General features: G+C 66.0%; 22 protein-coding genes and 3 pseudogenes. 15 read left to right on the top strand and 10 right to left on the bottom strand.

Annotated elements, in window-relative coordinates; all coding sequences use genetic code 11:
* Positions 1-48 precede the first annotated feature (48 nt).
* The 4 genes from WS51_RS28050 (at position 49) to WS51_RS28065 (ending at position 2,745) form a co-directional block, all read left to right on the top strand.
* Positions 49-735: an amino acid ABC transporter permease gene (locus WS51_RS28050; protein ID WP_059542004.1), complete on the top strand. Its 687-nt coding sequence runs from the start codon at positions 49-51 to the stop codon at positions 733-735.
* Entirely contained in the window at positions 732-1,382 is a 651-nt protein-coding gene (locus WS51_RS28055; protein ID WP_059504842.1) for an amino acid ABC transporter permease, read from the top strand. The genes WS51_RS28050 and WS51_RS28055 overlap by 4 nt, the downstream gene beginning before the upstream one ends.
* Positions 1,369-2,118 (top strand): amino acid ABC transporter ATP-binding protein, encoded by a 750-nt coding sequence (locus WS51_RS28060; protein WP_059542003.1) that lies wholly within the window; start codon positions 1,369-1,371, stop codon positions 2,116-2,118. Before WS51_RS28055 ends, WS51_RS28060 begins: the two co-directional genes overlap by 14 nt.
* A gap of 96 nt (positions 2,119-2,214) precedes the next feature.
* Positions 2,215-2,745, top strand: coding sequence for a GNAT family N-acetyltransferase (locus tag WS51_RS28065; protein ID WP_059504837.1), 531 nt, complete (start codon positions 2,215-2,217; stop codon positions 2,743-2,745).
* Positions 2,746-2,776: 31 nt separating this feature from the next.
* On the opposite strand, the gene gcvA is transcribed toward WS51_RS28065, so the two are convergent.
* A complete protein-coding gene (gene gcvA / locus WS51_RS28070; RefSeq protein ID WP_059504835.1) occupies positions 2,777-3,655 on the bottom strand; it encodes a transcriptional regulator GcvA in 879 nt (292 codons plus the stop codon).
* Between the two features lie 126 nt (positions 3,656-3,781).
* Here gcvA and argH point away from each other — a divergent pair, with 126 nt between their 5' ends.
* The 9 genes from argH to WS51_RS28115 all read left to right on the top strand — a co-directional run bounded on the left by argH (position 3,782) and on the right by WS51_RS28115 (position 13,919).
* A complete protein-coding gene (argH, locus tag WS51_RS28075) occupies positions 3,782-5,215 on the top strand; it encodes an argininosuccinate lyase (RefSeq protein WP_059504833.1) in 1,434 nt (477 codons plus the stop codon).
* Positions 5,209-6,096: an amino acid ABC transporter permease gene (locus tag WS51_RS28080; protein ID WP_059504831.1), complete on the top strand. Its 888-nt coding sequence runs from the start codon at positions 5,209-5,211 to the stop codon at positions 6,094-6,096. The genes argH and WS51_RS28080 overlap by 7 nt, the downstream gene beginning before the upstream one ends.
* Positions 6,093-6,896, top strand: a complete 804-nt coding sequence (locus WS51_RS28085) for an amino acid ABC transporter ATP-binding protein (RefSeq protein WP_059504828.1) — start codon at positions 6,093-6,095, stop codon at positions 6,894-6,896. Before WS51_RS28080 ends, WS51_RS28085 begins: the two co-directional genes overlap by 4 nt.
* Before the next feature lie 75 nt (positions 6,897-6,971).
* The gene (locus tag WS51_RS28090; RefSeq protein ID WP_059504825.1) at positions 6,972-7,805 is read left to right on the top strand and encodes an ABC transporter substrate-binding protein; all 834 of its coding nucleotides are present in this window, start codon (positions 6,972-6,974) and stop codon (positions 7,803-7,805) included.
* A gap of 7 nt (positions 7,806-7,812) precedes the next feature.
* Entirely contained in the window at positions 7,813-8,685 is an 873-nt protein-coding gene (locus WS51_RS28095; RefSeq protein ID WP_059539219.1) for a polysaccharide deacetylase family protein, read from the top strand.
* Entirely contained in the window at positions 8,682-9,590 is a 909-nt protein-coding gene (locus WS51_RS28100) for a polysaccharide deacetylase family protein (RefSeq protein ID WP_069230152.1), read from the top strand. The genes WS51_RS28095 and WS51_RS28100 overlap by 4 nt, the downstream gene beginning before the upstream one ends.
* 8 nt (positions 9,591-9,598) lie before the next feature.
* Positions 9,599-10,993, top strand: coding sequence for an MmgE/PrpD family protein (locus WS51_RS28105; protein ID WP_155773627.1), 1,395 nt, complete (start codon positions 9,599-9,601; stop codon positions 10,991-10,993).
* Positions 10,994-11,147: 154 nt separating this feature from the next.
* Positions 11,148-12,713 carry a methyl-accepting chemotaxis protein gene (locus WS51_RS28110; RefSeq protein ID WP_059504817.1) on the top strand — a complete coding sequence of 522 codons (1,566 nt, stop codon included), beginning with the start codon at positions 11,148-11,150 and terminating at the stop codon, positions 12,711-12,713.
* 192 nt (positions 12,714-12,905) lie between these two features.
* Positions 12,906-13,919, top strand: coding sequence for a hypothetical protein (locus WS51_RS28115; RefSeq protein WP_069230154.1), 1,014 nt, complete (start codon positions 12,906-12,908; stop codon positions 13,917-13,919).
* Between the two features lie 133 nt (positions 13,920-14,052).
* Here WS51_RS28115 and WS51_RS28120 read toward each other — a convergent pair whose 3' ends face one another.
* Both WS51_RS28120 and WS51_RS28125 read right to left on the bottom strand, forming a co-directional pair.
* On the bottom strand, positions 14,053-15,510 hold the full coding sequence (locus WS51_RS28120; protein WP_069230155.1) for an aldehyde dehydrogenase family protein: 1,458 nt from the start codon (positions 15,508-15,510) through the stop codon (positions 14,053-14,055).
* Between the two features lie 19 nt (positions 15,511-15,529).
* Positions 15,530-17,205, bottom strand: a pseudogene (locus tag WS51_RS28125) (GMC family oxidoreductase).
* A gap of 78 nt (positions 17,206-17,283) precedes the next feature.
* Between WS51_RS28125 and WS51_RS31615 the strand changes: the two are divergent.
* Positions 17,284-17,565: pseudogene (locus tag WS51_RS31615) on the top strand (LysR substrate-binding domain-containing protein); the annotation flags it as partial.
* 654 nt (positions 17,566-18,219) lie between these two features.
* Here the strand turns inward: WS51_RS31615 and WS51_RS31620 are convergent.
* Together WS51_RS31620 and WS51_RS32955 are read right to left on the bottom strand one after the other, a co-directional pair.
* On the bottom strand, positions 18,220-18,603 hold the full coding sequence (locus WS51_RS31620; RefSeq protein WP_081333621.1) for a type II toxin-antitoxin system VapC family toxin: 384 nt from the start codon (positions 18,601-18,603) through the stop codon (positions 18,220-18,222).
* A pseudogene (locus tag WS51_RS32955) lies at positions 18,600-18,731 on the bottom strand (type II toxin-antitoxin system VapB family antitoxin); the annotation flags it as partial. The gene WS51_RS31620 and the pseudogene WS51_RS32955, both read right to left, overlap by 4 nt.
* Positions 18,732-19,055: 324 nt before the next feature.
* Between WS51_RS32955 and WS51_RS31630 the strand changes: the two are divergent.
* Positions 19,056-19,205, top strand: coding sequence for an integrase core domain-containing protein (locus WS51_RS31630; protein WP_081333622.1), 150 nt, complete (start codon positions 19,056-19,058; stop codon positions 19,203-19,205).
* Positions 19,206-19,315: 110 nt separating this feature from the next.
* On the opposite strand, the gene WS51_RS28130 is transcribed toward WS51_RS31630, so the two are convergent.
* From WS51_RS28130 to WS51_RS28150, 5 genes are all read right to left on the bottom strand, one after another.
* On the bottom strand, positions 19,316-19,672 hold the full coding sequence (locus WS51_RS28130) for a hypothetical protein (RefSeq protein WP_236872423.1): 357 nt from the start codon (positions 19,670-19,672) through the stop codon (positions 19,316-19,318).
* Between the two features lie 76 nt (positions 19,673-19,748).
* Positions 19,749-20,000 (bottom strand): hypothetical protein, encoded by a 252-nt coding sequence (locus WS51_RS28135; RefSeq protein WP_060326779.1) that lies wholly within the window; start codon positions 19,998-20,000, stop codon positions 19,749-19,751.
* Positions 20,001-20,131: 131 nt separating this feature from the next.
* Entirely contained in the window at positions 20,132-20,491 is a 360-nt protein-coding gene (locus WS51_RS28140; RefSeq protein ID WP_059504795.1) for a DUF6277 family protein, read from the bottom strand.
* Between the two features lie 55 nt (positions 20,492-20,546).
* Complete coding sequence (gene tssM, locus WS51_RS28145) at positions 20,547-24,032, bottom strand: type VI secretion system membrane subunit TssM (RefSeq protein WP_069230156.1); 3,486 nt, start codon at positions 24,030-24,032, stop codon at positions 20,547-20,549.
* Positions 24,029-25,648, bottom strand: coding sequence for a DotU/TssL family secretion system protein (locus WS51_RS28150; protein ID WP_418219704.1), 1,620 nt, complete (start codon positions 25,646-25,648; stop codon positions 24,029-24,031). The genes tssM and WS51_RS28150 overlap by 4 nt, the downstream gene beginning before the upstream one ends.
* Positions 25,649-25,650 lie beyond the last annotated feature (2 nt).

Consider the following 25,650-nt stretch of genomic DNA (forward strand, 5'->3'; position numbering starts at 1 on the left):
GCCGGCGCGGCGAATGTCATTGTCCGAACCCGAATTCATTCAATCGTCATGAGCTATCAGCTTCAATTCGGCGAGCTCGCCGAATACGCCGGCGTGTTCGCGAGCGGCGCGGCGGTCACGCTTACGCTGACCGCGGTCGCAACCGTGCTCGGCGTGGCGATCGGCGTGCTCGGCGCGGCCGCGTACAGTGCCGACGCGCCCGCGGCCGTGCGGCTGCGGCCGATGATCGGCGCGTACGTCGAGGCGATCCGCAATACGCCGTTCGTCGTCCAGCTGTTCTTCATCTTCTTCGGATTGCCCGCGCTCGGCGTGCACATCGGCGAATACACGGCCGCTATTCTCGCGATGACGCTCAATCTCGGCGCGTACTCGGTCGAGATCGTGCACGCGGGCGTCGCCGCCGTCCCGAACGGGCATCTGGAGGCGGCATCCGCGCTTGCGATGTCGCGCGCGCAGATGCTGCGCCACGTCGTGCTGCCGCAGGCGCTCGCCAAGGTGTTTCCCGCGCTTTCGAGCCAGATCGTGATCACGATGCTCGGTTCGGCGGTCGTGTCGCAGATCTCGGTGGCCGACCTGACCTATGCGGCGGGCTACATCCAGTCGCGCAACTTCCGCGCATTCGAGACGTATTTCGTCATCACGCTCGCGTATCTGGCGATGGCGCTGCTGCTGCGTGGCGCGCTCGGCACGATGGGGCGCCGCCTGTTCTCGCGTCGCGTGCGGGGGGCACGATGATCGACTTCACGTTCGGGCAGATTCTCGCGAACCTGCTGCTGGCCGCGCGCTGGACGATCGTGCTGTCGATCGTGTCGTTCGTGTCCGGCGGCCTCGTCGGACTCGGGCTGCTCGTGATGCGCGTATCGAGTTCGACGGTGCTGCGCGGCACCGCGAAGCTCTACATCCAGGTATTCCAGGGCACCCCGTTGCTGATGCAACTGTTCATCGTGTTCTTCGGCCTGCCGCTCGTCGGGCTCGACGTTCCTCCGTGGGTCGCGGCCACGGCAGGGCTCACGTTCTTCACCAGCGCGTATCTCGCGGAGATCTGGCGCGGCTGCGTCGAAGCGGTGCCGAAAGGGCAATGGGAGGCGTCGGCGAGCCTGGCCATGAGCTACGTCGAGCAGTTGCGTCACGTGATCCTCCCGCAGGCTGCCCGCATCGCGATCGCGCCGACGGTCGGCTTCGGCGTGCAGGCCGTGAAGGATACGGCACTGGTATCGATCATCGGCTTCACCGAGCTGACGAAGGTCGGCATCGCGATCTCGAACGCGACGTTCCGGCCGTTCGTCGTGTATGGCCTCGTCGCGCTGATCTATTTCGCGCTCTGTTATCCGCTTACCCGTTATGCGCGCACGTTGCAAAGGAGATGGCATGCCGCTCGTTGAAACCCGTGGTCTCGAAAAGAGCTTCGGCGCCCATCATGTGCTCAAGGGCATCGATTTTTCCGTCGAGCGCGGGCAGGTCGTATCGATCATCGGCCGCAGCGGCTCGGGCAAGAGCACGCTGCTGCGCACGCTCAACGGGCTCGAGAGCATCGACGCCGGCACGATTTCGATCGACGGCGAACGCGTCGACGCCCGGCACGCGGACCTGCGTGCGCTGCGGCTCAAGGTCGGGATGGTGTTCCAGCAGTACAACCTGTTTCCGCACCTGAGTGCAGGACAGAACGTGATGCTCGCGCAGTCGGTCGTGAAGAACACGCATCGCCAGCAGGCGCGCGCGATCGCGGAACTGATGCTCGAGCGCGTCGGCCTCGGCGACAAGTTCGACGCGTACCCCGAGCAGTTGTCCGGTGGCCAGCAGCAGCGCGTCGCGATTGCGCGTGCACTCGCGATGAAGCCGAGCGTGCTGCTGTGCGACGAAATCACGTCCGCGCTCGATCCCGAGCTCGTCGGCGAGGTGCTGGGCGTCGTCGAGCAACTCGCGCGCGACGACATGACGCTGATCATGGTCACGCACGAGATGAACTTCGCGCGCGCGGTGAGCGACAGGATCGTCTTCATGCATCAGGGCAGGGTATGGGAGAGCGGGACGGCCGAAGAGATCTTCGAGCGGCCGCAGACGGTGGAGTTGACGCGGTTTCTGGGCAGCGTCCGGAACACGGAAGCCGTTGCGCGCTGATCGGCCATGCGGAGGGCTGACATCGTCGCCCGGATCACCGACAATCCGGCGTGTGCGCCGCGCCCGCGCGTGCCGAGCCGCCCGAGAGAGTCCTCCATGTCCGGAATATCCATCAGGTCCGCCAGCCTCGACGATGCGCAGGCGATCGCCGATTTTCACGTCAAGGTCTGGCGGCATACCTATCGCGATCTCGCGCCGGCGCAAGCGCATGCCGTGCTCGACGAGCGTTATCGCGGCAGGAAATGGCGGGAGAAGCTGGCGTCGAACGAGCGCGACCAGCTGGTGCTCGTGGCGGAAACAGATGGCGCGATCGTCGGCATCGGCGCAGCCGGCGCGCCGTCGGAGCCGATTTTCGGCGGCCGTGGCGAAATCAGGTTCCTGTACGTCGATCCCGACTTCAAGCGCCGCGGCATCGGCCGCATGCTGCTCGCGCAACTCGCAACGCATCTGAAAGCGTTGCGGTATCCGGGCGCCGCGTTGAGTGTCGTCAAGGGAAACGCGGCAGCGATCGCGTTTTATGAGGCATTGAACGGCCGGTTCGCGGGCGAGTACGTCGACGCGGGGCCGATCTGGCGATCGCAGAACATCGTCATGGTGTGGGACGACTTCGCGAGTCTCGTTTCCTGATGTCCGGCCCGATCGCAAGCGAGCGCGCGCATCACGCGAGGCGCGCGCGCAGCCACGCCGTGAACGCGGTCACGAGCGGCGTCTCGGTCAGCTCGTGGCGCGTGACGAAATAGTACGCATGACGTGACGGCACCGTTTCGCTGAACGGCCGCACGAGCGTGCCGTCGGTCAGGTCGTCGCGCACCGACAGGCTGTCGCCGAGCGCGACGCCCTGGCCGTGCACCGCGGCTTCGACGCCGATGTGCGCGTTGCCGATCTCGAGGATGCGGATGCCCGGCAGCCGGTCGGCCTTCGCTTCGGCCAGCCAGCGCATCCACGAGCCCGCGTGCTCGCAGAACAGCGTGCGCCCCGCGAGATCCTGCACCTTGCGGATTGCATCGCGCCCGTTCATCAGCGCGGGGCTCACGACCGGGAACAGCGCCGGATGCTCGAGCAGTTCGACGTGCCGGTTGCGCCAGTTGCCTTCCCCGTAGCGGATGCAGACATCGACATCCGGCGAATAGATTTCGCGCTCGTCGTTCGACGGAATCACCTTCAGATGGATGCCCGGATAGCGCTCGAGAAAATCGCCGATGTGCCGGGCGAGCCAGCGCGACGTCAGCGACAGCGGCGTTGATACGACGAGATCGCCGACGGCGGCCGGCGAATCGAGCCTGACGGTGGCGTTCGCGATGATGTCGAACGCGGTGCCGACCGGCTCCAGCAACGCTTCGCCTTCGGGCGTAAGCTTCACGCGCGCCTTTGATCTGACGAATAGGGCGACGCCGAGCGTGCTCTCGAGAATCCGGATCTGGTGGCTCACCGCGCTCGCGGTCACATGCAGTTCGTCGGCGGCGGCCGATACGCTGCCACGCCGGGCGGCGGCCTCGAACGCGCGAAGCGGGTTCAACGGGGGCAGGCGGTTGCGCATCGGCGGGGGTGTCGGCGACGACGGTGCTGAGAAAAATTTCATTTAAGCGGATTCAATTTCTCGCTACAACAAAAAAAATTGAATGCCTACAGTGAGGGCAATCCAACCGAGTCGAGGTCGACCGCAATGAGCCTTACCGAACCGATCGAGCGCCTGTGGGGCGGCCGCTTCCAGTCGAAACCGTCCGACGCGTTGCAGAACCTGTCGCGCTCCGATCCGAGTTTCTACCGGCTCGTCCCGTACGACCTGGCAGGCTCCCGCGCGCATGCACGCGAGTTGAACCGCGCCGGCATCGTGAACGACGACGAACTCGCGCAGCTGCTGGCCGCGATGGACGGCATCGCGCGCGACCATGCGGCCGGCGCGATCGCGCCGTCGCTCGCCGACGAGGACGTGCATACGTTCCTCGAGCGTGTGCTCACGCAGCGGCTGCCGGCGCTTGGCGGCAAGCTGCGCGCCGGGCGCTCGCGCAACGACCAGGCGGCAAACGATCTGCGGCTGTACCTGCGCGACAAGGCGCGCCAGCTCGTGCGCGGCGTGCTCGACCTGCAGGATGCGCTGGTCGGCCAGGCAAGCCGGCACGTCGACACGATCACCGCGGGCTTCACCCATCTGCAGCCCGCGCAGCCGATCGTGTTCGGTCATCAACTGCTCGCGCATGCGCAATCGCTGTATCGCGATGCCGACCGCCTGGTCGACTGGGACCGCCGCACCGCACGCTCGCCGCTCGGCGCCGCCGCGCTGGCCGGCTCGGCGATCTGCGTGCGGCCCGATCTTTCCGCGCAGGAGCTCGGTTACGACGCACCGTGCGAAAACTCGATCGACGCGGTGGCCGCACGCGATCACGTCGCCGAATTCGCGTTCGTCACCAGCATGCTGGCAGTGGATCTGTCTCGCCTGTCGGAAGAAGTGATCCTGTGGACGTCGCGACAATTCCGCTGGGTGGAACTCGACGACGGCTACGCGACCGGCAGTTCGATCATGCCGCAGAAGAAGAACCCGGACATCGCGGAACTCACGCGCGGCAAGGCGGGGCGCCTGATCGGCAACCTGACCGGCCTGCTCGCGACGCTCAAGTCGTTGCCGCTCGCGTACAACCGCGATCTCGCGGAAGACAAGATCGCCGCGTTCGATTCGATCGACACGCTCGAGCTCGTGCTGCCCGCGATGGCGGGGATGATCCGCTCGATGCGCGTGAACGTCGACGAGATGCGCCGTCAGGCGCCGCTCGGCTTCACGCTCGCGACCGAGGTTGCCGACTGGTTGGCACTGTCCGGCGTGCCGTTCAGCGAGGCGCACGAGATCACCGGCGCGCTCGTGCGCGCGTGCGAACGCGACGGCATCGAGCTCGCGGATGCCAGCGTGGAGCAACTGCAGGCCGTCGACCCGCGCCTCGTGCCGGCGGTGCGCGCGCATCTGACGCTCGACGCGGCCGTCGCCGCTCGCGGCGGCGCCGGCGGCACATCGCCCGCGCGCGTGCGCGAGCAGATCGGCCGCCTGAGCAACGCGATCGAACGCCAGGCCGCGTGGGCGGCCGACTACCGGGGGCCGTCATGCTGAGCGCATCCGATTCACAACGTCTCGATGGCGCGCCGGCCGCAGCCGCGGCGGACGACACCGGCGCACTCGTGCGCGTGCGCCGGCGCTACTGGGGCCGCTATGTCGCGTCGATCGCGATCATCGCCGCGCTCGCCTACGTGGCGCTCGCATTCGCGCGCGGGCAGATCGAATGGCGCGTCGTCGGCCAGTTCCTGACCGCGCGTTCGATCCTCACCGGCCTCGGCAACACGATCGTGATGACCGTCCTCGCGATGACGCTCGGCATCGTGCTCGGCGTCGTCACCGCGGTAATGCGGCTGTCGTCGAACCCGGTGCTCGGCGCAATCGCACAGGGCTACATCTGGCTGTTTCGCGGCACACCGGTGATTCTGCAGCTGCTGCTGTGGTTCAACCTCGCGCTGGTGTTTCCGACGCTCGGCATTCCCGGGATCGCCGAGTTCCGGACCGTCGACGTGATGACGCCGTTCCTCGCGGCGGTGCTCGGCCTCGGCATCAATCAGGGCGCGTATACGTCGGAAGTCGTGCGCGCTGGGTTGCTGTCGGTCGACACCGGCCAGTACGAGGCCGCGAAATCGATCGGCATGGCGCGCCTGCAGGCACTGCGCCGGATCATCCTGCCGCAGGCGATGCGCGTGATCGTCCCGCCGATCGGCAACGAGCTGATCGGCATGGTCAAGCTGACGTCGCTCGCGAGCGTCGTGCAGTACGCGGAGATGCTGCACAACGCGCAGAACATCTACTACGCGAACGCGCGTGTGATCGAGCTGCTGATCGTCGCGGGCGTCTGGTATCTGGCGGTCGTCACCGTGCTGTCGTTCGCGCAGGCTCGCGTCGAACGGCGCTTCGCACGCGGCGCGGGCCGCGCGGCTGGCCGCAAATGAGCGGCACGACCCACAACCGTAAGGAGAACGTCATGACGAACGCGATCGTTCGAGCGGTCGACGTGCGCAAGTCGTACGGCGATTTCCAGGCGCTGCACGGCATCACGCTCGACGTCGACCAGGGCGAAGTGGTGTGCATCATCGGGCCTTCCGGCTCGGGCAAGAGCACCTTCCTGCGCTGCATCAACCAGCTCGAGACGATCAGCGCGGGCGCGCTGTGGGTCAACGGCGAGCTGGCCGGCTACCGGCGCACGGGAAACCGGCTCCACGAGCTGTCGGAGCGTCAGGTCGCGCGCCAGCGGCTCGCGACAAGCATGGTGTTCCAGCGCTTCAACCTTTTCCCGCACAAGACCGCACTCGAAAACGTGATCGAGGGGCCCGTGCAGGTGCTCAAGCGCCGCCGCGCGCAAGCGGAAGAGGAGGCCCGCGCGCTGCTCGCGCGCGTCGGCCTTGGGCACAAGTGCGACGCGTTTCCGGTCGAGCTGTCGGGCGGTCAGCAGCAGCGCGTCGCGATCGCACGCGCGCTCGCGATGCATCCGCAGCTGATCCTGTTCGACGAACCGACGTCGGCGCTGGACCCCGAGCTCGTCGGCGAAGTGCTGGCCGTGATGCGCGATCTCGCGAAGAGCGGGATGACGATGATCGTCGTCACGCACGAGCTCGGCTTCGCGCGCGAAGTCGCCGATCGCGTCGTGTTCATGGACGGCGGCCGGATCGTCGAGAGCGGGCCGCCCGACCAGGTGCTTTCCGCACCGACGCATGCGCGCACCCGCGACTTCATCTCGGCCGTGATCGCCTGAGCGGATCGCGCCGCCGACGACGTGCAACGCAGCACCGCGGTACACCCTCACACCACCACGACAAGGCGACACCCCATGAAAGCATCCGTCCTGACCCGCACGCTGGCCGCTGTCGCATTCGGCGCGCTCGCGCTTCATGCCTCCTTCGCGGCCGCCCAGGCCGCGAACGTCAAGCACACGCTGAACGTCGCGATCGTCCCGAACTATCCGCCGTTCGAATACAAGGACCCGGCGACCGACAAGCTCGCGGGCTTCGACGTCGATCTCGGCGAGGCGCTCGCCGCGAAGATGGGCGCGAAGCTGAACTGGGTCGAGACGAGCTTCGACCAGATGATGAGCGCCGTCGCGACGCAACGCGTCGACATGATCCTGTCCGGCATGACCGACCTGCCGACGCGCCGCGACGCCGTGACGTTCGTCGACTACATCGAGACGGGGCCGCAGTTCTACGTGCTGAAGACGCGCGCGGGCGAGTTCGCGCAGATGGGCGCCCTGTGCGGCAAGCGCGTCGGGTCGAGCCGGCGCACTTCGTTCCCGGACAACACGACCGCGTGGAGCGCGGAGAACTGCGTGAAGGCCGGCAAGCCGGCGATCGTGGTGGTCGGCACCGACGGCTCGTCGGACGCGCGCATGCAACTGCGCCAGAACCGCATCGACGCGGCCGTTCAGGGCGGCGAGACGCTGCCTTACCAGAACAGCCTCGAGCAGAACGCGTACGCGCCGGTCGGCAAGCCGTTCCTGTCGCAATACACGGGCATCGGCGTCGCGAAGAGCAATACCGCGCTGAGCGGCGCGCTGACGACGGCGCTCGACCAGATGATCGCCGACGGGTCGTATCACAAGCTGCTCGCGAAATGGGGGCTGCAGGAGCACGCGGTAACGAAGGCGATGATCAACGGCACGCACTGAGCGCGCGATGACGGACCTGGCTCCCCGCTGGCCGGACGCGAAGCGCGCGTGCGTCGCGCTCGCGTTCGATCTCGACGGCCCGACCGGCGACGCGATGCTGAACGGGTCGATCTGGCGCAACCCCGCGTATTTCACACTCGGCAGCTACGGGCCGTGGCGGGCGCTCGGCCGGCTGCTCGACGTGCTGGCGTCGTTCGACCTGCCGGCGACGTTCTTCGTGCCCGCGTGGGTCGCTCGGACCTGGCCCGCGCAATGCGCGGCGATCGTCGAGCGCGGGCACGAGATCGGCTATCACGGCTATCGGCATGAAGCGTTCTGGACGCTCGACCCCGAACGCCAGCGCGAGATCATGGCGCGGTCGGCCGACGTTTTCGCGCGTACGTTCGGGGTGCGGCCGGTCGGCTTCCGCACGCCGTCCGGCGACTGGAGCGCGGCGACGGCGAGTGTGCTGCGCGAAGCCGGCGTGCGCTATTCGAGCTCGATGCGCGGCGACGATCGTCCATACCTGCTGCCCGGCGCTGACGGCGAGCCACCGCTCGTCGAGATTCCCGGCCGCTGGGAGACCGACGATTACGCGTCGCTTGCGTATCACCGCAACCCCGACTATCCGGCCGGACTCGACAGGATCGCCGGCTACGATGCGACGCTCGACAACTGGACGCGCGAATTCGACGGCATATACGACGAAGGACTGTGCCTGACGACGCTGCTGCATCCGAAAGTCTGCGGCAAGCCCGGCCGCCTCGCGTTGCTCGAAGCGTGGTTCGAACACATGCGCGCACGGGACGGCGTCTGGTTCGCGCGCTGTCGCGAAGTGGCCGACTGGTGGCTCGCGCTGTCCGCGCCCGACGCGCAATCCACGCAACGGAGCAGCCTGTGACGACCCTTCCTGCCTGGCCGGACGGCGCGCGCTGTGCGGTCGCGATCACGGTCGACTTCAACGACATACACGGTATCCAGACACGCGAGCCGCGCATCGTCGGCCGCGAGAAATCGCTGTCGGCATGGCGTTACGGCGCGACGCGCGGCGTCGACCGGTTGCTCGATGCGTTCGATGCATTCGGTGTGCCCGCGAGCTGGTTCGTGCCGGGCATCGTCGCCGAAACACATGCGGACGCAGTGCGCGAGATCGCCGCCGCCGGCCATGAACTCGGCGTGAGCGGCTATCGCTGCGAAGACTTCGACGTGCTGCCGCTCGCCGCGCAGATCGATGCGTGCCGCACCGGGCGCGCGGCGCTGGCGGACACGATCGGCCGCGACGTCGAAGGTTTTCGCTCGTTCACCGGCAACTGGGCCGACGGCTTCGCTGACTGGCTCGTCGCGGAAGGCTTCACGTGGTCGTCGTCGTGGCGCGGAGACGATCTGCCGTACGTGCATCCGCGCGGCGACGCTCGCGCGGACGGTGCGCGGCTCGTCGAGCTGCCGCTGCACTACGAGCTCGACGACGAGCCGTACTTCGAGTTCAACCTGTCGCCGCCGGTGCCGACCGGCCAGCCGCGCATCGCGGCGTACCGTGACGTGCTCGACAACTGGCGGCGAGACGTCGACGGGTTTCGCCGCTTCGGCCTGTGCTGCGTGCTGCGCCTGCATCCCGAGATCATCGGCACCGCCGGGCGCGTCGACTTGCTGCGCGCGTTGCTCGCGTATCTGCGCGACGCGGGCGACGTATGGTTCGCGACCGGACGCGACATCGCGCGCTGGTGGCGTGCTCGGGCGCCCGTCAATCCGCCGGGCCACCCGGTCGACGTATTCGCGAATTGCGTGGCGCACGAGTCGGCGCGATGAGGACGGTGATGCAAACGCGTGCCACGCGGCTCGCGGCGTTCGTCGCGCAAACGGGCGCCGATGCATTGCCGGACGACGTCGTCGCGAAGGCGAAGCGCCATGTGCTGGACACGCTCGGCGCGGCGCTGGCGGGTACGTTCGCCGTCGAGACGTGTAGTGCGCGGGCGCTGACCGGCACGGTCGAACGCGGCGGCGCGGCGCTGTGGGGTACACGACGGGCCGCGGGCGCGCGCGATGCGGCGTTCGTGAACGGGATCGCCGCGCACGCGCTCGAGCTCGACGATTCCGGCGGCTGCGATCATTCGGGCGCGGTCGTGATGCCGGCCGTGCTCGCCGCGTTGTCGTGCGTCGACCGCCCCGTGACCGGCAGGGAATGTGTGGCGGCGATCGTGCTGGGTTACGACGTCGGCCGGCGCGTGCTCGAGGCGGCTGGCGGCTACGCGATCCACAACGGTGCCGGCTGGCACTCGACGCTCAGTTGCGGCGTGTTCGGCGCGGCCGCAGCAAGCGCGCGCGTGCTCGGGCTCGACGCCGCGCGCACGCGCGACGCGCTCGGCCATGCGGCGAGTTTCTCCGGTGGCTTGTGGGGCTTCATACATGACGGATCGCAGACGAAGCGGCTGCATGCCGGCCGCGCCGCGGAAGGCGGCGTGCTCGCGGCACTGCTGGCACGCGAAGGCGTGAGCGGCCCGGCCAATGTGTTCGACGACGTCTGGGGCGGCTTCTTCAACACGTTCGCCGCGCAATCGCATGCGCCCGATGCATTGACCGACGGCGTCGGCGCGCACTGGAAACTGATGCGCTGCTCGATCAAGCCGCACGCATCGTGCCGCAGTGCGCATGCGGCAGTCGACGCGGCGCTGCAGCTTGCCGAAGGTCGCACGTTCGAGGCACGCGAAATCGAACGGGTGGTCGTGCGGACGAGCGCATTCGTAGCCCGGATGTGCGGTGGCCGCGACCTGTCGACATTGTCGTCGTCGCAGATGAGTCTGCCGTACGCGGTTGCGGCGGCGCTCGTGTTCGGCGACACCGGGATCGGTGTGTATCGCGATGACAGGCGCACGGATTCGCGCGTCACGGCATTGCTCGCGCGCATCGCGATCGAGGTCGATCCTGCGCTCGGCGATCTCGACGAGCCGACCGTGATTCTCCATCGCGCGGACGGGCGTCGGCAATCGTGTCACGCGCCGATCGCGCTCGGCGATCCACGCAATCCGCTGTCCGATGCGGCGCTGCTGGCGAAGTTTCGAGCACTGGCGGGCATCGCGCTCGCCTCCGCGCAGGTCGATGCGTTGATCGACACGTGCCTGTCGCTGGAGCGGCTGGCGGACGCGCGGATATTGAACGCATTGCTGGCGACCGATGAAGGCGATTCACCTACCACGCCGAAATTCCGCCCATAACTCACCGTTTCCGTAAACGTTCCTTGCCGGTTCCGCACTAATTCACGCGCCGCTCCGGTCGTTATCGAGGCATCGGTCTCGCACGTGCCGCCTTCGATCGGCTGGACACGCATGCGTCGCATGCAACGGTTTCGTGCTCAACGCTTCCCTCATCATGATCAGGAATTTCAGCATTCGCGTCCGGCTGGCGCTGGCGATGGGTTTTCTCGGCGTACTGCTCGTCATCGGCGGCATCATCGGTGTGATTGGCGTGGCGATCAGCAACGACGACGTGAAGACGCTTTATTCCGACCGGCTTGCATCGTCGGAAGCGCTGGGGCAGGCGAATGTCGCGCTGTCGAGAACGCGTCTGTGGCTGTATCGCATCGCACTCGATCCGGACAGCCCCGACGTGCCGCAGGAAACCGCGACATCCCGCGAACTCCTTGCCGCGTCGAAAAAGGCATGGGACACGTACCGCGCGCTGCGGCTCTCCGGCCCCGAAGAAGCGCGCCGCGCGGCCGATGCAAACACGAAGTTCAACGCGCTCGTCGAAAGCGGCCTTGCACCGATGTTCAGCGCCATTGCCGCGCGCGATCCCGCGAAAATCCCCGACGTCTGGCGGCACATACCGCCGTCGCTGTTCATCGACGTCTCCGACGCGATGGACGCGCTTGGCCGAATCCAGGTCACGGCGTCGCGTGTGACGTTCGAGGCCGCGCAGGCTCGTTTCCACTGGTTCGTCGGGATCGCGATCGTGGGCATTCTGGTCGCGCTCGGCGCAGCCGTTTTCACGTGGTGGTCGCTTCAGCGCGCAATCGGCGCACCGCTTGCGCACGCACTCGATCATTTCAGCGCGATTGCCGGCGGCGACCTGACCACGCGGATCGACGTCGATTCGACCGACGAGATGGGGCAACTGATGACCGGCCTGCGGGCGATGCAAGGCAAGCTGCTGCAGACGATTCGCGTGGTGCGGGAAGGCTCGCACGCCATCGAGACGGCCGCGCACGAGATCACGGCCGGCAACATGGACCTGTCGCAACGAACCGAGGAGCAGGCCGCGTCGCTGGAGGAAACGGCCGCGTCGATGGAGCAGTTGACGTCGACGGTGCGTCAGAATGCCGAGAACGCGAAACAGGCGAATCAGGTGGTGCACGACGCGGCGGTGCTGACCGAACAGGGCAATCAGGCGGCGCAGGAGGTCGTCAGCACGATGCGCGGCCTGTCGGAAGCGTCGGGCAAGATCGCCGAAATCATCTCCGTCATCGAAGGCATCGCATTCCAGACCAACATCCTGTCGCTGAACGCGGCGGTCGAAGCGGCGCGGGCCGGCGAGCAGGGACGCGGTTTCGCGGTCGTCGCAGGCGAAGTGCGATCGCTCGCCCAACGCAGCGCCACGGCGTCCCGGGAGATCAAGGAGTTGATCACGGATTCGCTGAAACGCGTCGAGACCGGGGCGCGGCAGGTCGATCGCGCGACGGGGACGATGTCGGAAATCCTGACGTCGGTGCAACGCGTGCACGTGCTGATGGGCGAGATTGCCGCCGCGTCCGACGAGCAGTCGAGGGGCATCGAACAGGTGAATCAGGCGGTGACGCAAATGGATCAGGTGACGCAGCAAAACGCGGCGCTGGTTCAGCAGGCGTCGGCGGCCGCGCTGTCGCTGCGGGAGCAGGCGGGCCAGCTGGAGGCCACTGTCTCGGTCTTTCGGATCGGTGCCTCGCAGGCCGTTGCGTAAACCCGGGCTGCCGTCTCGATCTGCATGGCCGGTACATGACTTGACGGAAATAGCTGCATCAGCCGATCGCGAGAGCCGCTCGCGGATGCTCCAGCCGGGGAACAGGCCGGGCTGGTCCCGGTTCTCCGTGGCACCTATAATCGCTATCAGCTTGTCCAGGAAATCGCGGTTATCAGGGTGAGGGGTGTCCAAATGGGACAGTGCCGTCGCATCTATTCGCGCTTCGTGCTCACAAGCTCGATCGCCGGTCTGGCCATTCTGGCCGGCCCAGGCCCCGTGCACGCCGAGGACAGTCCGTCGAGCTTGCCGATCGGCGGCAAGCCATCTGAAAGAAAGATCAACGTCTATGCGGTGTCCGGCGACGGACGCGCGACCGAGGGTGGCGACATGCATTGGCGCGCCTACGAAGTCGGCTTCGGCGACGTCTTGAATGACTACCTGTCGGTCTACCTCGCGTATGTGAACGAGGGGCATCCGCTGGATCACCACCGTGACGGCTTCGCCGCCCTGGGTTCGTTTCGCTGGCCGGTCGGCAATCGCCTGGCGCTCGAATTCTCGGCGGGTCCGTATTTCAGCATGGACACGACGCATGTCGACAACGTGGTGCGTAACGAAAAGCGATGGGGGGTGCGTGCGTCGGCAGCGGTGCGGTATTACGTCGTTCCCGACCGCTTCTTCCTCAAGGTCCAGTACAACCACATCCAGATGATCGGCGGATTCAATTCCGACACGGTGCTCTTCGGCATCGGCTCCGATTTCGGCGGCGATCCGCATCCGGCGCTTTCGGACGGCAAGACGCAGGTTGGCGTCTGGGCCGGGACGTCGCAGACGAACCGTCCGCAAGTGCCGATCGAAAAAGGGTATATGGTCGAAGTCAAGCGGCCGCTCGGCAATGCGTGGGCGTATTCGGCGAGCTTCGTCTACGAAGGCAATAACGGCGTCGCCGGTCGAAGAGGCGTGGCAGCGCAACTCTGGTACGTCGCGCCGATCAAGAGCAAATGGACGCTTTCGGCAGGCGTCGGTCCGTATGTCTCGCGTGATCGCGATGAAGCGTCGAACAGCGTGAGACTCAATGCGTTGCTCAGCGCGCAGCTGACCTATCAGGTCACGAACGACTGGGCTGCCAGCTTGCGCTTCAATCGTGTCGCAACGGGCAACGACAAGGATCAGGACATGTTCATGGTCGGCCTGGCGCGCAACTTCTAGGGGCGCCCGGCATCGCGAACACGACGTTCGGCGCGAAATGCGAGGCGATGCCCGGCGCGCGCGACGGGCTGGCGCAGCCCGTCGCGGCATCCGAGTGAAGTCGTAGCGCGCGCGTGGCTGACGCCCCGGCCGTTTATCGAGACACCCCCGTGCTCAGCGTGATGTGCTTGTACTCGATGAAATCGTCGAGTGCCGCGGCGCCGTTAAGGCGACCGAGGCCCGACTGGCGGTAGCCGCCTTCCTCGAATTCGTCGTAGACCCTCGCCCAGTCGTTGATCCAGACGGTGCCGGCCTGCAACGCGCGCGCCACCCGCACCGAGCGTTGAACGTCGCGTGTCCATACCGCGGCGGCGAGGCCGTATTCGCTGTCGTTGGCCAGCTCGATCGCTTCGGCTTCCGTTTCGAATACCTGCAACGTCATCACCGGGCCGAACGTTTCCTTCTGTGCGATATCGAGTTTCGGATCGTCGACCTCGAGCAGCGTCGGGCGGTAGAACGCGCCTTTCGCCAGTTCGCCGTCGGTGACGGGGCCGCCGCGCACCAGCACTTTTGCGCCAGCCGCGATCGCGTGTTCGACGGCGCGATCGACGCGCGCGACATTGGCCTGGTCGATCAGCGGCCCCATGTCGCTGCGCGGATCGGCCGCGGGGCCGACGCGCACCGCGTCGAGGCGTGCCGCGAGCCGCGCGCGCACCGCTTGCGCAACGTTGCGCTGCACGAGCAGGCGCGAGCCCGTCATGCAGAACTGGCCGGCGAACACCGTCAGCGATTTTTCGAAGACGGGCAGTGCGGCGTCCAGATCGGCATCGTCGAACACGACATGCGGCGTCTTGCCGCCGAGTTCGAGGCCGATGCGCTTCAGGCGCTGCGCGCCGGCGGCCGCGATCGCGCGACCGGTCGCGGTCGAGCCGGTGAAGCTGATGACGGGCACGTCGGACGACGCGACGAGGTATTTTGCCCCGTCCGCGCCGGATTCGCTGAACACGTTGACGACCCCGCGCGGCAACGAAGGCGCTTCGGACAACACCTTCGCAACGAGCGCGTTGGTTTGCGCGGTCTGCCCCGGCATCTTGACCACCGCGGTCGCGCCGGCCGCGAGCGCGGGCGCGAGCGAGCGCACCATCAACACGACCGGCGAGTTCCACGGCACGATGATGCCGGCGACGCCCATCGGTTCGCGCAGCACGATCGATACGACGTCCGGCCGCGGCGTGCCGCCGTGCGCGCGCTCGGCACGCGCGAGGGCCGCGTAATAGCGCAGTTTCGACGGCACCATCTCCACCTCGAACCGCGCTTCCGGCTTGATCTTGCCGTTTTCGAGCGACAGTTGATCGATCAGTGCTTCGGTGTGCCGTTCGAAGGCAAGCGCGAACTCGTCGAGCACTTTCGCGCGCAGGGCTGCGTCGTGCTTCCAGCCGGTGCGCTCGAATGCGTGCAACGCGGCGGCGATGCCTGCGCGCGCCTCCGTTTCGCCACCGTCGGCATAGCGGCCGATCACGGCGCCCGTGGCCGGGTCAAATGAATCGCGATGAACGGGCGAATCGATCCATTCGCCGCCGATCCAGTGCAATGCTTGAGAAGGGGTAGTCATGAGGATCTTCTGCTCCGATTCAGGCGTAGCGGCGGGCGATATGCTCGGCCGTCGCGATGGTGGTGATGTTGGTGGCGACGGAAATCGCATCCGGGAAGATCGATGCGTCGACCACGCGCAGGCCGCGCACGCCGTGCACGCGTCCGTCGAGATCGACGACCGCATGCGGATCACCCGACGCACCCATCGGCGCCGTCGACGTGGGATGGTGATAGGTGTCGACGGTCGACCTGACGGACGCGAGGATCTGCTCGTCGGTCGCCGCGCCCGGGCCGGGATTCAGTTCGGAATGGATGAGATCCGACAGCGGCGAGGTGCGGCCGATACGGCGCGCGAGCTTGATGCCGTCGAGCAGGCGCGTGCGATCCAGCTCCTCGCCGAGGAAGTTCAGATCGATGACCGGCGCGTCGCCCGGGTCGCGGCTCGCGAGCTTCAGGCTTCCGACCGACAGCGGCCGCGTCAGCGCGACCGCCAGCACGAAGCCGACTTTGGTCGGGCTCTGGTCGTGCGGGAACAGATGCGTTGCAGTGACGTGCAGGTCGAGGTCGCCGTTTTGCGCGGACGCGCTGTGCGTCCAGAGGAACGCGCCGATCACGGGCGATTGATCGCCGATCTTGTCGGGGCGCGCCGCGTACGCGTTGTAGTAGAACGGGTGATCCTTCAGGCGTTGTCCGACCGGCAGATTCGCGACTTCGGGAATCGACAGCGCATGCAGATCCGCACCCGGCCCGATGCCGGATCGCAGCAGAATCGCGGCGCTGCCGTACGCGCCCGCGCTCAGAATCACTTCGTTCGCGTGGATTTCGTCGCCGTTCGCGAGCTTGACGCCGATCGCGCGGCCGTTGTCGAACAGCACGCGATCGACCAGGGTGCCGCCCTGGATCCGCAGGTTCTTTCGCGCGCGGACGTCGTTGGTCAGATATGCGATGCCCGTGTTGACGCGGACGCCGTTGACGATATTCATCGAATACGGGCCGACGCCGTTCACGTCCGGCCCGTCGAAATCGTCGATGACGCGATACCCGTTCGCGACCGTCGCGTCAACGAACGCGCGCTGCATCGGCGTGATGTCCTCGCGGGTCAACTGGCGCACCGGCAGCGGGCCCGCGTAGCCGTGCAGCGCGGCGTTGCCGCTGTCGCGGCTTTCGAGGCGCCGGAACGACGGCAGCATGTCGTCATACGACCAGCCGGGCAGGTTCCAGTTCTTCAGGTCCTGCGGGCGGGCGCGGATTGCCACCGCGCCGTTGATCGCGGAGCTGCCGCCCAGCACCTTGCCGCGCAATGCGCCGATCGGATGATCGATATAGCCCGGCCGCGTGCGATAGCCCCATTCGTGAGCGGCGTCGCCGCCGACGATGTCGCTGCTTGCGATCACGTGCGGATAGTCCCACGCGGCGTAGTTGTGGCCGGCCTCGAGCAGCAGCACGTTGCGGCTGGCTTTTTCGCTGAGGCGGGTCGCCATCACGGCGCCGGCGGAGCCGCCGCCGACGATCAGCACGTCGACCGTGCGCGTGCCGTCTCCGGCATGCCGGCGGCGCGATGCGTCGGGCGCCGGGCCGGGCGGCGCATCGGCGGAGCCGGCGCTGCGAGCGCCTCGCCGCCGAGCAGCGATCCGACGGCGAGTGCCGCCGAGTGCGCGAGGGTCTGCGCGAGCATCGTGCGGCGCGCCGGATGTTGCGGGAAATCGTCGTTCATGGTTTGACCTTGTCGGAGGAAGCTGCGACGAGATTACGAACGACCGGCCGGCCCGCATAGCCGGCGGCAGGCGAAAGCCGCGTGTTTGAACCGGCCGCCGTTTTGTCCACCAATGACTATTCGCACTTGCGCAGCCGCGCGCTATCCGGCGAGGTGGTCACGGAGCTGCCGCCATTTCTCGCTGCGGAGCCGATTCGGCAGGGGAGGTTAGCGGCATTGCTTCCCGGACATCCGCTGCCCGAACAGCGGGTCAACCTGCTGTACCCGTCGCATCGGCATCCGTCGGCGCTGGTTCGCGCGTATCTCGAGTTTTGCCAGTCGCAGGTTGCGTGGTTCGAAAGCGCCTGTGCCGTTGATTAGCCGGGCTTTCCGTAATCGGCAGGCATGCTCCGGCCGCCGTTTGCTTGGTTGGTGTAACGTGAACCCTCTCCGAGGCACGTTAGTTCGGCACGTTCGGCAACCCGCCACGCCATGACGGCTCAAGTACCGGATACAGGATTGCGCCGCGCCGGCGCGGCATCAATGTGCCCCAATGCAACGTCGTTTCAGCCCACAGCTATACCCTTTAACGCTGATACAACGTCTTCACCTGGAAACGTGCTTGTATATGGCTGGATAGATCCCTTCGCAGTCAGTTGCCGATGATCGTCAGCGTGCGCAACCGGCGGTCACCAAATAACGTGTCGGCCATGCGACGTCCAGTTATATATGAATGTTTGTTTGGGGGCGGAAGGCAACGGCTTGTCAGGCTTGAAAACGTCTAACCGGAAAAACGCACGGGAACCAAAGACACCCCTAAAAGGTATTCTAAATTGGTAACGGGCCGTGCCCGCTCAACTCCACGCACTGCGGACGTGCAACGAATCGGTAGGAGGGCAGTCTGATCTAGTTTTCTTGCACTTGCCGCACGGATTGGCGGCCCGCCCGGAAGCCGGCGGCCCAATCATGAGGCGCGAAGCGGGACCGCGCTTAGCACGGCGACAGACCGCGCAAAGAAGTCGCCAACTGCTTCGCTCAATACGGGTCGGGTGGAACGTAGTGAACCCCGAATTGCTCTGCCAGTTGCGCGAGCCGCCGATCGCGCGTCCAGAGTCGGGTGTTCGGGGTCAAAAGCACCGATGCAAGTAGCGTGCAATCCACGGCACCGAATCCGCGCCCATACAGCCGTTCCCGCTCGATCCGGTCTGCTACTTCGCTTGGAGTCGCGAGGCGCGTTTGGCGCAGTAACGTGAGATCTCCCAGCGTTCGTGCCCGCGGTTCGGGCGGCGTCCCGCACGTGAGCTCAAGTATCACCAGTGGATGTGTAAGGACGTAGTCGACGCGCAGATGTTGGATAAGCGCAGGTAGTGGCCGCCGGAAATGCTCGATCCACACGGACGTGTCGACCAACACACTCATCGGGCGACTACCTCAGGGGCGCGGCGCGGGACATCTGCCATGTCGGGCACGCGACCGCCCAAGGCGGCCAAGCGTTGACCGGCCTGGACGCGCACAAAGGTTTCAAGTGCCGCCCGGAACAGGTCGGCCGGCGAAGTGATAGATAAGCGGATTACCGATCGGCCCGAATCGATCTCTATGCTCACACCAAGGCGGGCGTGAGGTGTCGTCAAGCTTATCGTGCCATCACGATAATTGTGCAATGGGCTGCTGCACAATTACCGGCCCCGGAAAGGCGTTGCGACCGAAGATCTGTTTCGGCGTAGGCGGGAACCGACATGCTTGTCTGGCCCGGATCTTCAATTTAAGCTCCGACCCCAATAAAACGATAATGTTAATTATGTCAAATATAAAGCGTCTAGCCGAGATCGACTATCGGGATATGCTCCTTCCGCCGGAGGCCGGCGACCAGAATGGCCTATGAGTCGGTCAGCCATGCCCGGCGCTCCATCGGCGAGTACATCGAGCTGTACAACCGGAAACGGCCTCATTCGAGCCTGGCGGATCGGACGCCGGATGAGGCATACTTCGCGACGCTGCCTGCCATCAAATCGGCAGCATGATCGCCCCGGATGTTCCACTTAAAACTGTCCGAACGAGTGAGGCCACCTCTCAGGGGCATTTCAACGGCCTGCCAACCGACACGGTCGCTAACGTGACAAAGCCCATGCCATCAATGTGCATCGATCGCGAGTCCAACGTACGTCGCCCGGTTCGGATTGGTCCTGTCGATGACGACCCGCACTCGCTCTCCTGCGCGCGGCATGTTGCCGAAATCGATGTACTGCCGTATCGCGACCACTCTTGGCGCGCGGTCGTCGCTAATGCGCACGACCATGCGCATCAGCGGGACCTGATTGAGCGTCACCCCTGTCTGCGCGATATCGACCACCTCGGCAACCGCCGGATAGCCGTCATTGATCTCGACATCAGCTTGTGATGTCGACGCGATACTATGCAGTACGACCGATATCGAAGTGATGAGCGATATCAGCACGATCGATATGATCCAAAGCGACATCGTTCCCATTTCTCCCCTCCTTTCTGTGCGCCGTCTGAGGTGGTCTGCCCAGACGGCGCGCACATCTGCGCGGCCGTGCTTCACGTCATTGCGACTTCGCATCCTGCTCCGGCTTGGTCGTGGTGTCGCTTGACGAGCGTACCGAGTCGACCATCTTGTGCGTCTGGGTTTGCGCCGACTGCACGGCCTTGTCCGTCGCCGCGCGGACTCCTTGGTTGACCTGCATCTGGGCCGTGTTCGACACCTGGTCCTTGACCGATTGCAGCAGCTGGCCGAATTGAGCATGAGCGCTCAGCGAAAACAGACCAACAACGGCTGTGATAAACGTCTTCTTCATTATTGTGTTCCTGTCGAATGAAATGGCTCCCCGGCAGAATTCAGGTCGCCCGACGCCCCGAGGGGCACATGGCCGGGCAGCGCGCCGTCCGGCCTGAACGAGCGTGCCGAGGCGGCACGCATATGCTTTGCTCATTTTCCCGTCTTGAACGGCGCGAAGAAGTTGGACGGCATTTCCTGCGGAAAGCCGACCGAGTTGGTGGGTCGCAGGTCGTTCATGTTGACGTTGAAGTCGTATGTCTTCTGACGCTGCTGCGCGTCCTGATGTGCGGCAACCTGCTTGTCGACCGACGCCTTGATGTTCGTCATGTGGTCCAGCATCTTGCCGCCCACCTGCTGGACGTTTCCGATCAGGTTGCTCGCGTTTTGCGACGACGCCACCGACATGTCCCCGATCGAGCTCATGAACGGCTGCGCCATCGAACTGCTTGCGTTATGCCCATATTCGTGAGCGTTGCTGCACGCGGACAGGATTTCCTTCGGATCGATCATTTTTTTCTCCTTTTCAAGTTCGCGCCGGCTGGCGCATCGTGATACACAGCACACATCATGACGGACACCTGAACGATTGAAGAATGCCAGACCAAATCGGCGACGGCGTCGTTGGCGCCTGCCACTCGATCCGGACTTTCCCGATGCTCGTCTGATACACCCGTTCGCGACGGTCCGCCGTCCCGCCCGCCGCTTGCCCCGCGTCGAAGAAGCGGAACAGTGCCCAAGGGCCGTCGAACTGTAGCGTGTTCAGCCGACCGTCAACCGATTTCAACTGGAGCTGGATAGCGAGCCGGGTGCTCTGCGCGTTCCAGTCGATCCGCTGCGGCGACGTCATCCCGTGCGCATAACGCAATGTCTGTTCACCTATAATCAGTTGTGCTTCCGATATCTGTGAATCCATATCGATAAAGCGCAACACGGTAGACACCCGCAAACGCCCGGATTCATCGAGCGTCGCGCCGCGGATGCGATCGGCCATCTCGTAGGACGAAAGCACCCCCGGACCCACCAGTCCGAGATTCCCGCCGTTCGAACGCAGCGCCTTCCACGGCGAGCTCGACGTATCGACATAGGCTGCGAGATGATCGCGGAAGTACGACGCCATGAGCCCTTGGGCGCTGAACAACCGTTCGAAATCCGCAACACCCGCATCGATCCGCGAGCCCCGGCGAAATGGATAGCGGCTCGTAAATCCGGTGCTGCACACCGTCGACGTCGCACCTGCCGCACCGCGATTGAGCAGTGCGCCCGACTCGCGGGTCGTCATCGTGCTGCCGTTGCTGATCAGGTCGAGCATGATCCCTCGCACCGGTTCGGGCTGGCGCGCGGCGGTTTCCTTGAGTCTCGAGAATGCGTCGTATTGGGCGGGCAGAACCTGGCCCGCCTGCAATGCGCCGTTGACAAGCCCCAACTGCCGGTACAGCGGCTCGAACAGACGTGTGAGCGGGTTGCTCGACGCCATGCTACGGTTGTTCAGTTGCGCGGCCAATTGTCGGACTGCCTGGAAATGCTCTTCGACGACGTGCTCCGGCAACAACATCGTGCGGTAGTGCTGACCGCTCAGCTCGCCGACGATTTGACGCCGCCCTTTCTCGAAACGATACTTCTGGCGATCGATCCAGCTATCGATGTTGCCTTCGTCGTTCGCGCCAGTGAGAGTCGTCTCGCGCGCCGCGAAGCGCAGTAGGCTCGCGAGCGGCGACTGGGAATCCATCATCGCCGCCGCCAGTTGCGAAGAATCGTCGAGGCCGGTGACGCTGCGCACCGTCACGTCGTTGAGGAAGTTCTGCCAACCGGCGATGTAATCCTGCAGGAACTGCGCCCGCGTGGAATCCGCCAGTTTCTGCACCAGCCCGTCGATCTGGAAGCTATTGCCGCGAAGCGACTCGTCGCGCAGCACCCAGCCATCCTCCTCAAGCATCGCCCGCGCGCTTTTCTCGAGGCGCGGCAGGAACACGTCGGTGTAGCCGGCCCGCGTAAACCAGCCAGACACCGAGATGTCGGTCGTGGGGACGCCGCTACGTAGCCGCAAGCTCATCGCCGATTCGAAGCCGGCCGCGCGCGACAGCGAGATGTCGTTGACCTGCGCAGGCAATCCTTGTGCATGGATGTTCTCCAGCACGCGCGTCACGAGCGGAATCTGCGCGGCGCGCGCGCGCGCCGAACGCACCAGGTTCGCGTCCTCCGGCGTGCCGGGCAACTTCGGCATCGCCATCAGCGCGCGCACGTGGGCCAGCAGCGCTTTCCGGTCGTCGTCGCTGTACTGGCCACCTGACAGGCTATCCCAACGGCTGTTCAACCAGTGCTCGACGTCGGTTGCGTTACGGCGCTCGGGCCGGCACAGCATCAGGTAGACCTTGAGCGTCTGATACACGTCGCCGGGCCCGCCGTCCGCCTGAGCGACCAGTACGCGCCGGACCTCGTTGTAGAGCTCCGGCATCAGCATCTTCTGCAGATGCCGGTGATACGTCTCGAGCGCCACGTCGGCGACGAGGCCGTGTTCGAAGTACGGCGTCGCCATCCCGCGCCCGGCGTCTTCCGCCTGCGCCTGCGCGTAACGCATCTGGCTTGCGACGTCGAGCAGTGCCGAATCGCCGTCGGTTCCGTACGACACCTGGGCCTGCGCGAGCCGCTTCGCTTCGCTGAACTGCGCCCATACGTCGTCCAGATAATTGCGCTCAGCCAGATAACCCCAACCGAACCACAGCAGCGACAGGATCGCGAGGACCGGCAGCACCGTCCAGCGCAGCGCATGGCCGATCCGGCTGCGCCAGGACCGCTCGCCGCTCGGCCGCACCGCATCACGCTCCAGCCCGACTTGCCGGAACAGCGGCGTCCAAAGTTCGCCCAGCGGCCGGGTCTGCTCGGGCGGCCCCAGCAGCGTGCCGCCGGGCTGGACCACCGCGAGTTCGGCCATCGATCCCATCCACACGCCGCGCAGTCGCGCGGCCGAATGCAGCTCGCCCGGCGCAATCGCGATCTGCAGCCAGACCAGCAGCACCTTGTGCAACTGGCTAAGCGTCTCGACGAAACGCAACTGCGCGTAATTTGCCGCCACCTCAGTCGCCGCCGGTGCGGAAAACAGCACCTGCTGCTGGACGCGCTGCTGCAGGTCCTGCAACGCGCCCTGCCAGCTCGCACCCGCCTCTGCCGCACTCTCGTCGCGCGCCTGCTCGGGCAGACAGAAGCCCACCCCGCCCGCCCAGCGGCCGGCGTCCACGAGCGACAACATCGAGATGGCTCCGTCGAGCCGGTCCATGCCGTTCAGCGCAACATAGACCTGCACCTGTTGTCCGAACACCTCGCGCATCTCGACCAGCCTGCGATGCACGGCATCGGCGAGGCGCTTGCGAACTTCCAGCGGCAAATTGACCATCGACGCACTGTCGATGCACAGCACCACGCCGCTGACGGGTGCGCTGCCGCGCAGTCGGCGCAGCCCCTGCAGCAGTTTCTTCCATGCATCGAGTGCTGCATCGTCAATGCCGTCGCGCAGGTTCCAGCGCCCGCCGATGTCGAACCAGACCGCATCGCTGGCGATGCGGAAATTGAAGTCGTCACCGCGGCTGTTGAGCGGCTCGACCGCAAGCGTGCGCTCGATGTCGGAGCCGGCCGCGTTCACCGCCTTCGCGACCAAGTTCGTTTTGCCGCTGCCTTCCGCGCCGAGCACGAGATACCATGGCAGCACGGTCCGATGCTGGCGCCGCAGCACACCAATCCAGTGCTTCCAGCGGCTACGCGGTTCGCACAGCCAGCGTGCCTTCAGTTGACGGTCGAGATCGCGCAGGCGCTCGTCGACGAAGTCGGCCCGGGCCGACGGTCGCGGCGCAGACGCGCGGCGCGGGCTCATCGCGAGCCTCGACCAGAGACGAACAAGCGCCGGCCACAGCCCCCATACGAGCACGGCCGCGACCAGCACCTCGCGCACCCAGACCGGCGCGAATGGACGGTAGATGCCCAGCGCGAACAAGGGCCCCACCCACCAGATCACGAGTGCGGCCAGGAGTGCGACAAGGATCCGCAAACTGGTTCGTATCATGGCTGCTTACCCTCCGCTGCATATGGCAGTTGACCGCTGGGCGCAATCTCCACACCGTCCGGCATCGCAGGCTGCGCCGCTACGTCGCGGTTCGGGGCGGCGGAGGCATTCGCCGCGCGCTTGCCCCCTGCCGGAATCACCTTCCACAGCACGTCCACCCGACGATTTCGCTCAAAGGCGGCAGGCGTCTGCGCCGGGTCGATCGGCTGCGTGTCGCCGCGGCCCGAATACGCGATGTCTCGCTGCACGGCGTTGGCGGGTGCCTGTGCGCCGCCTGGCAGCGCGGTCTTGCGCAATTCGTCGGCGACCGTACGCGCGCGCGCCTCCGACAGCGCCTGATTGCTCGCGAATTCGTGCGTGCGGATCGGCTGCCGGTCGGTGTGGCCGATCACCTCCAGGTCGCCTGGCCAGGGCGCGAACGCGAGGCCGAGCCGCTCGATGTTGCGTTCGAAATCGGCGCGCACCTGGGCCTTGCCGACGTCGAACGCTCCATCGCTGCGGAACACGAGCAGCCATCCCTTCGGATGCTTGTAAGCCGTGAGCCAGCCTTCGGACAGCAACTGCGGCAGGGGCGGTGGCAACGTCTCGGCGAGGTTGATCGTCCGGATCGGCGGCGTCCACGCAGCAAGCGCGTTGCGTATCGGCCGCCCCTGCGAGTCGAGCACCGCGCTGACGATCCCGTAGGTCAGCAACACGGCCCCCAGCGCGGCCGCGCCCGCCTTCGCCGGTGTCCACCAGCGCTGCCGCGGCCGCGTTGGCGCAATGAGTCCGGTACCGAGCGGCTCGGGCAGCACGTGATGCCAGATCAGCGCATGCAGTTGCGAGCGCAAGTCCTGCAGTAGCACGTCGCCGCGCTCAAGAACGCGATAACGGCCCTGCCAGCCGAGCGACAGGATCAGCTCGTAGAACGCCAGCAGCGCGACGGGTGGATCGTCCGCCTTCATCCAGCGCCCGAGATCGGCGAACGCGTCCTCGCCGCCCCACGCGTCATCATGGAACTCCACCAGCAGGCTGCGCTCACCGTCGTAGAGCACCTGCGACGCAGCACGAGCCGCATCGCTCACGTTCTCGTCCAAGTACGTGCACAGGAGGTACGACGCATCGCGGATGTGCTCCCACGCGCAGCCCGAACTCGCGAGCCGCTCCCGGTAGAGTCGCACTTCGAGACCGAGCTGGGTGCGCACGGCCGACTGGTCGAGCGGCCCGTCCACGAGATGCCTCCGCAGCTGCAGCACCGCGGGCAGCGCATGCGACACGAATGGATTGTTCCAACTCGCCGATTGCTGGCCCGCCTTCAGGATTGCGACCTTGTCACCCTGCTGGGTGTAAACCACGGGCGACGCGTCGGCATCGTCGTGCGCCGCCCGCCCGCCGCCGGCCGGCACCGGGAATTGCAGCACCGCATGCTCCTGGGCCCGCACGGCCTCCTGCGGCGGCGCCGGCCGAGGCGAGGCTTCGCCGACCGAGACGGCACCGGCGGACGACGCTGCGTTGGTCAATGACGACAGCGACGGCATCTGCGTCGCCAGATCCTGGTTCGTCATTGCCCGGTCGAGCAGGTTAGAGGCCGATGACGCGTGCCGGATGGCCGATGAGATGTTTCTAAGCAGGTTCATAG

It is taken from the genome of Burkholderia territorii (assembly GCF_001718335.1).
GTDB classification, from domain to species: Bacteria; Pseudomonadota; Gammaproteobacteria; order Burkholderiales; family Burkholderiaceae; genus Burkholderia; species Burkholderia territorii.

What these genes read in the sequence shown, in the direction of transcription:
- WS51_RS28095 (WP_059539219.1), top strand. Translation starts at nt 7,813, where the DNA reads ATGACGGACCTGGCTCCCCGCTGGCCGGACGCGAAGCGCGCGTGCGTC.
- WS51_RS28105 (WP_155773627.1), top strand. Translation starts at nt 9,599, where the DNA reads ATGCAAACGCGTGCCACGCGGCTCGCGGCGTTCGTCGCGCAAACGGGC.
- WS51_RS28110 (WP_059504817.1), top strand. Translation starts at nt 11,148, where the DNA reads ATGATCAGGAATTTCAGCATTCGCGTCCGGCTGGCGCTGGCGATGGGT.
- WS51_RS31630 (WP_081333622.1), top strand. Translation starts at nt 19,056, where the DNA reads ATGGCCTATGAGTCGGTCAGCCATGCCCGGCGCTCCATCGGCGAGTAC.
- argH (WP_059504833.1), top strand. Translation starts at nt 3,782, where the DNA reads ATGAGCCTTACCGAACCGATCGAGCGCCTGTGGGGCGGCCGCTTCCAG.
- WS51_RS28115 (WP_069230154.1), top strand. Translation starts at nt 12,906, where the DNA reads ATGGGACAGTGCCGTCGCATCTATTCGCGCTTCGTGCTCACAAGCTCG.
- WS51_RS28085 (WP_059504828.1), top strand. Translation starts at nt 6,093, where the DNA reads ATGAGCGGCACGACCCACAACCGTAAGGAGAACGTCATGACGAACGCG.
- WS51_RS28120 (WP_069230155.1), bottom strand. Translation starts at nt 15,510, where the DNA reads ATGACTACCCCTTCTCAAGCATTGCACTGGATCGGCGGCGAATGGATC.
- WS51_RS28090 (WP_059504825.1), top strand. Translation starts at nt 6,972, where the DNA reads ATGAAAGCATCCGTCCTGACCCGCACGCTGGCCGCTGTCGCATTCGGC.
- WS51_RS28060 (WP_059542003.1), top strand. Translation starts at nt 1,369, where the DNA reads ATGCCGCTCGTTGAAACCCGTGGTCTCGAAAAGAGCTTCGGCGCCCAT.
- WS51_RS28140 (WP_059504795.1), bottom strand. Translation starts at nt 20,491, where the DNA reads ATGATCGATCCGAAGGAAATCCTGTCCGCGTGCAGCAACGCTCACGAA.
- WS51_RS28130 (WP_236872423.1), bottom strand. Translation starts at nt 19,672, where the DNA reads ATGGGAACGATGTCGCTTTGGATCATATCGATCGTGCTGATATCGCTC.
- tssM (WP_069230156.1), bottom strand. Translation starts at nt 24,032, where the DNA reads ATGATACGAACCAGTTTGCGGATCCTTGTCGCACTCCTGGCCGCACTC.
- WS51_RS28080 (WP_059504831.1), top strand. Translation starts at nt 5,209, where the DNA reads ATGCTGAGCGCATCCGATTCACAACGTCTCGATGGCGCGCCGGCCGCA.
- WS51_RS28135 (WP_060326779.1), bottom strand. Translation starts at nt 20,000, where the DNA reads ATGAAGAAGACGTTTATCACAGCCGTTGTTGGTCTGTTTTCGCTGAGC.
- WS51_RS28065 (WP_059504837.1), top strand. Translation starts at nt 2,215, where the DNA reads ATGTCCGGAATATCCATCAGGTCCGCCAGCCTCGACGATGCGCAGGCG.
- WS51_RS28055 (WP_059504842.1), top strand. Translation starts at nt 732, where the DNA reads ATGATCGACTTCACGTTCGGGCAGATTCTCGCGAACCTGCTGCTGGCC.
- WS51_RS31620 (WP_081333621.1), bottom strand. Translation starts at nt 18,603, where the DNA reads ATGAGTGTGTTGGTCGACACGTCCGTGTGGATCGAGCATTTCCGGCGG.
- gcvA (WP_059504835.1), bottom strand. Translation starts at nt 3,655, where the DNA reads ATGCGCAACCGCCTGCCCCCGTTGAACCCGCTTCGCGCGTTCGAGGCC.
- WS51_RS28050 (WP_059542004.1), top strand. Translation starts at nt 49, where the DNA reads ATGAGCTATCAGCTTCAATTCGGCGAGCTCGCCGAATACGCCGGCGTG.
- WS51_RS28150 (WP_418219704.1), bottom strand. Translation starts at nt 25,648, where the DNA reads ATGAACCTGCTTAGAAACATCTCATCGGCCATCCGGCACGCGTCATCG.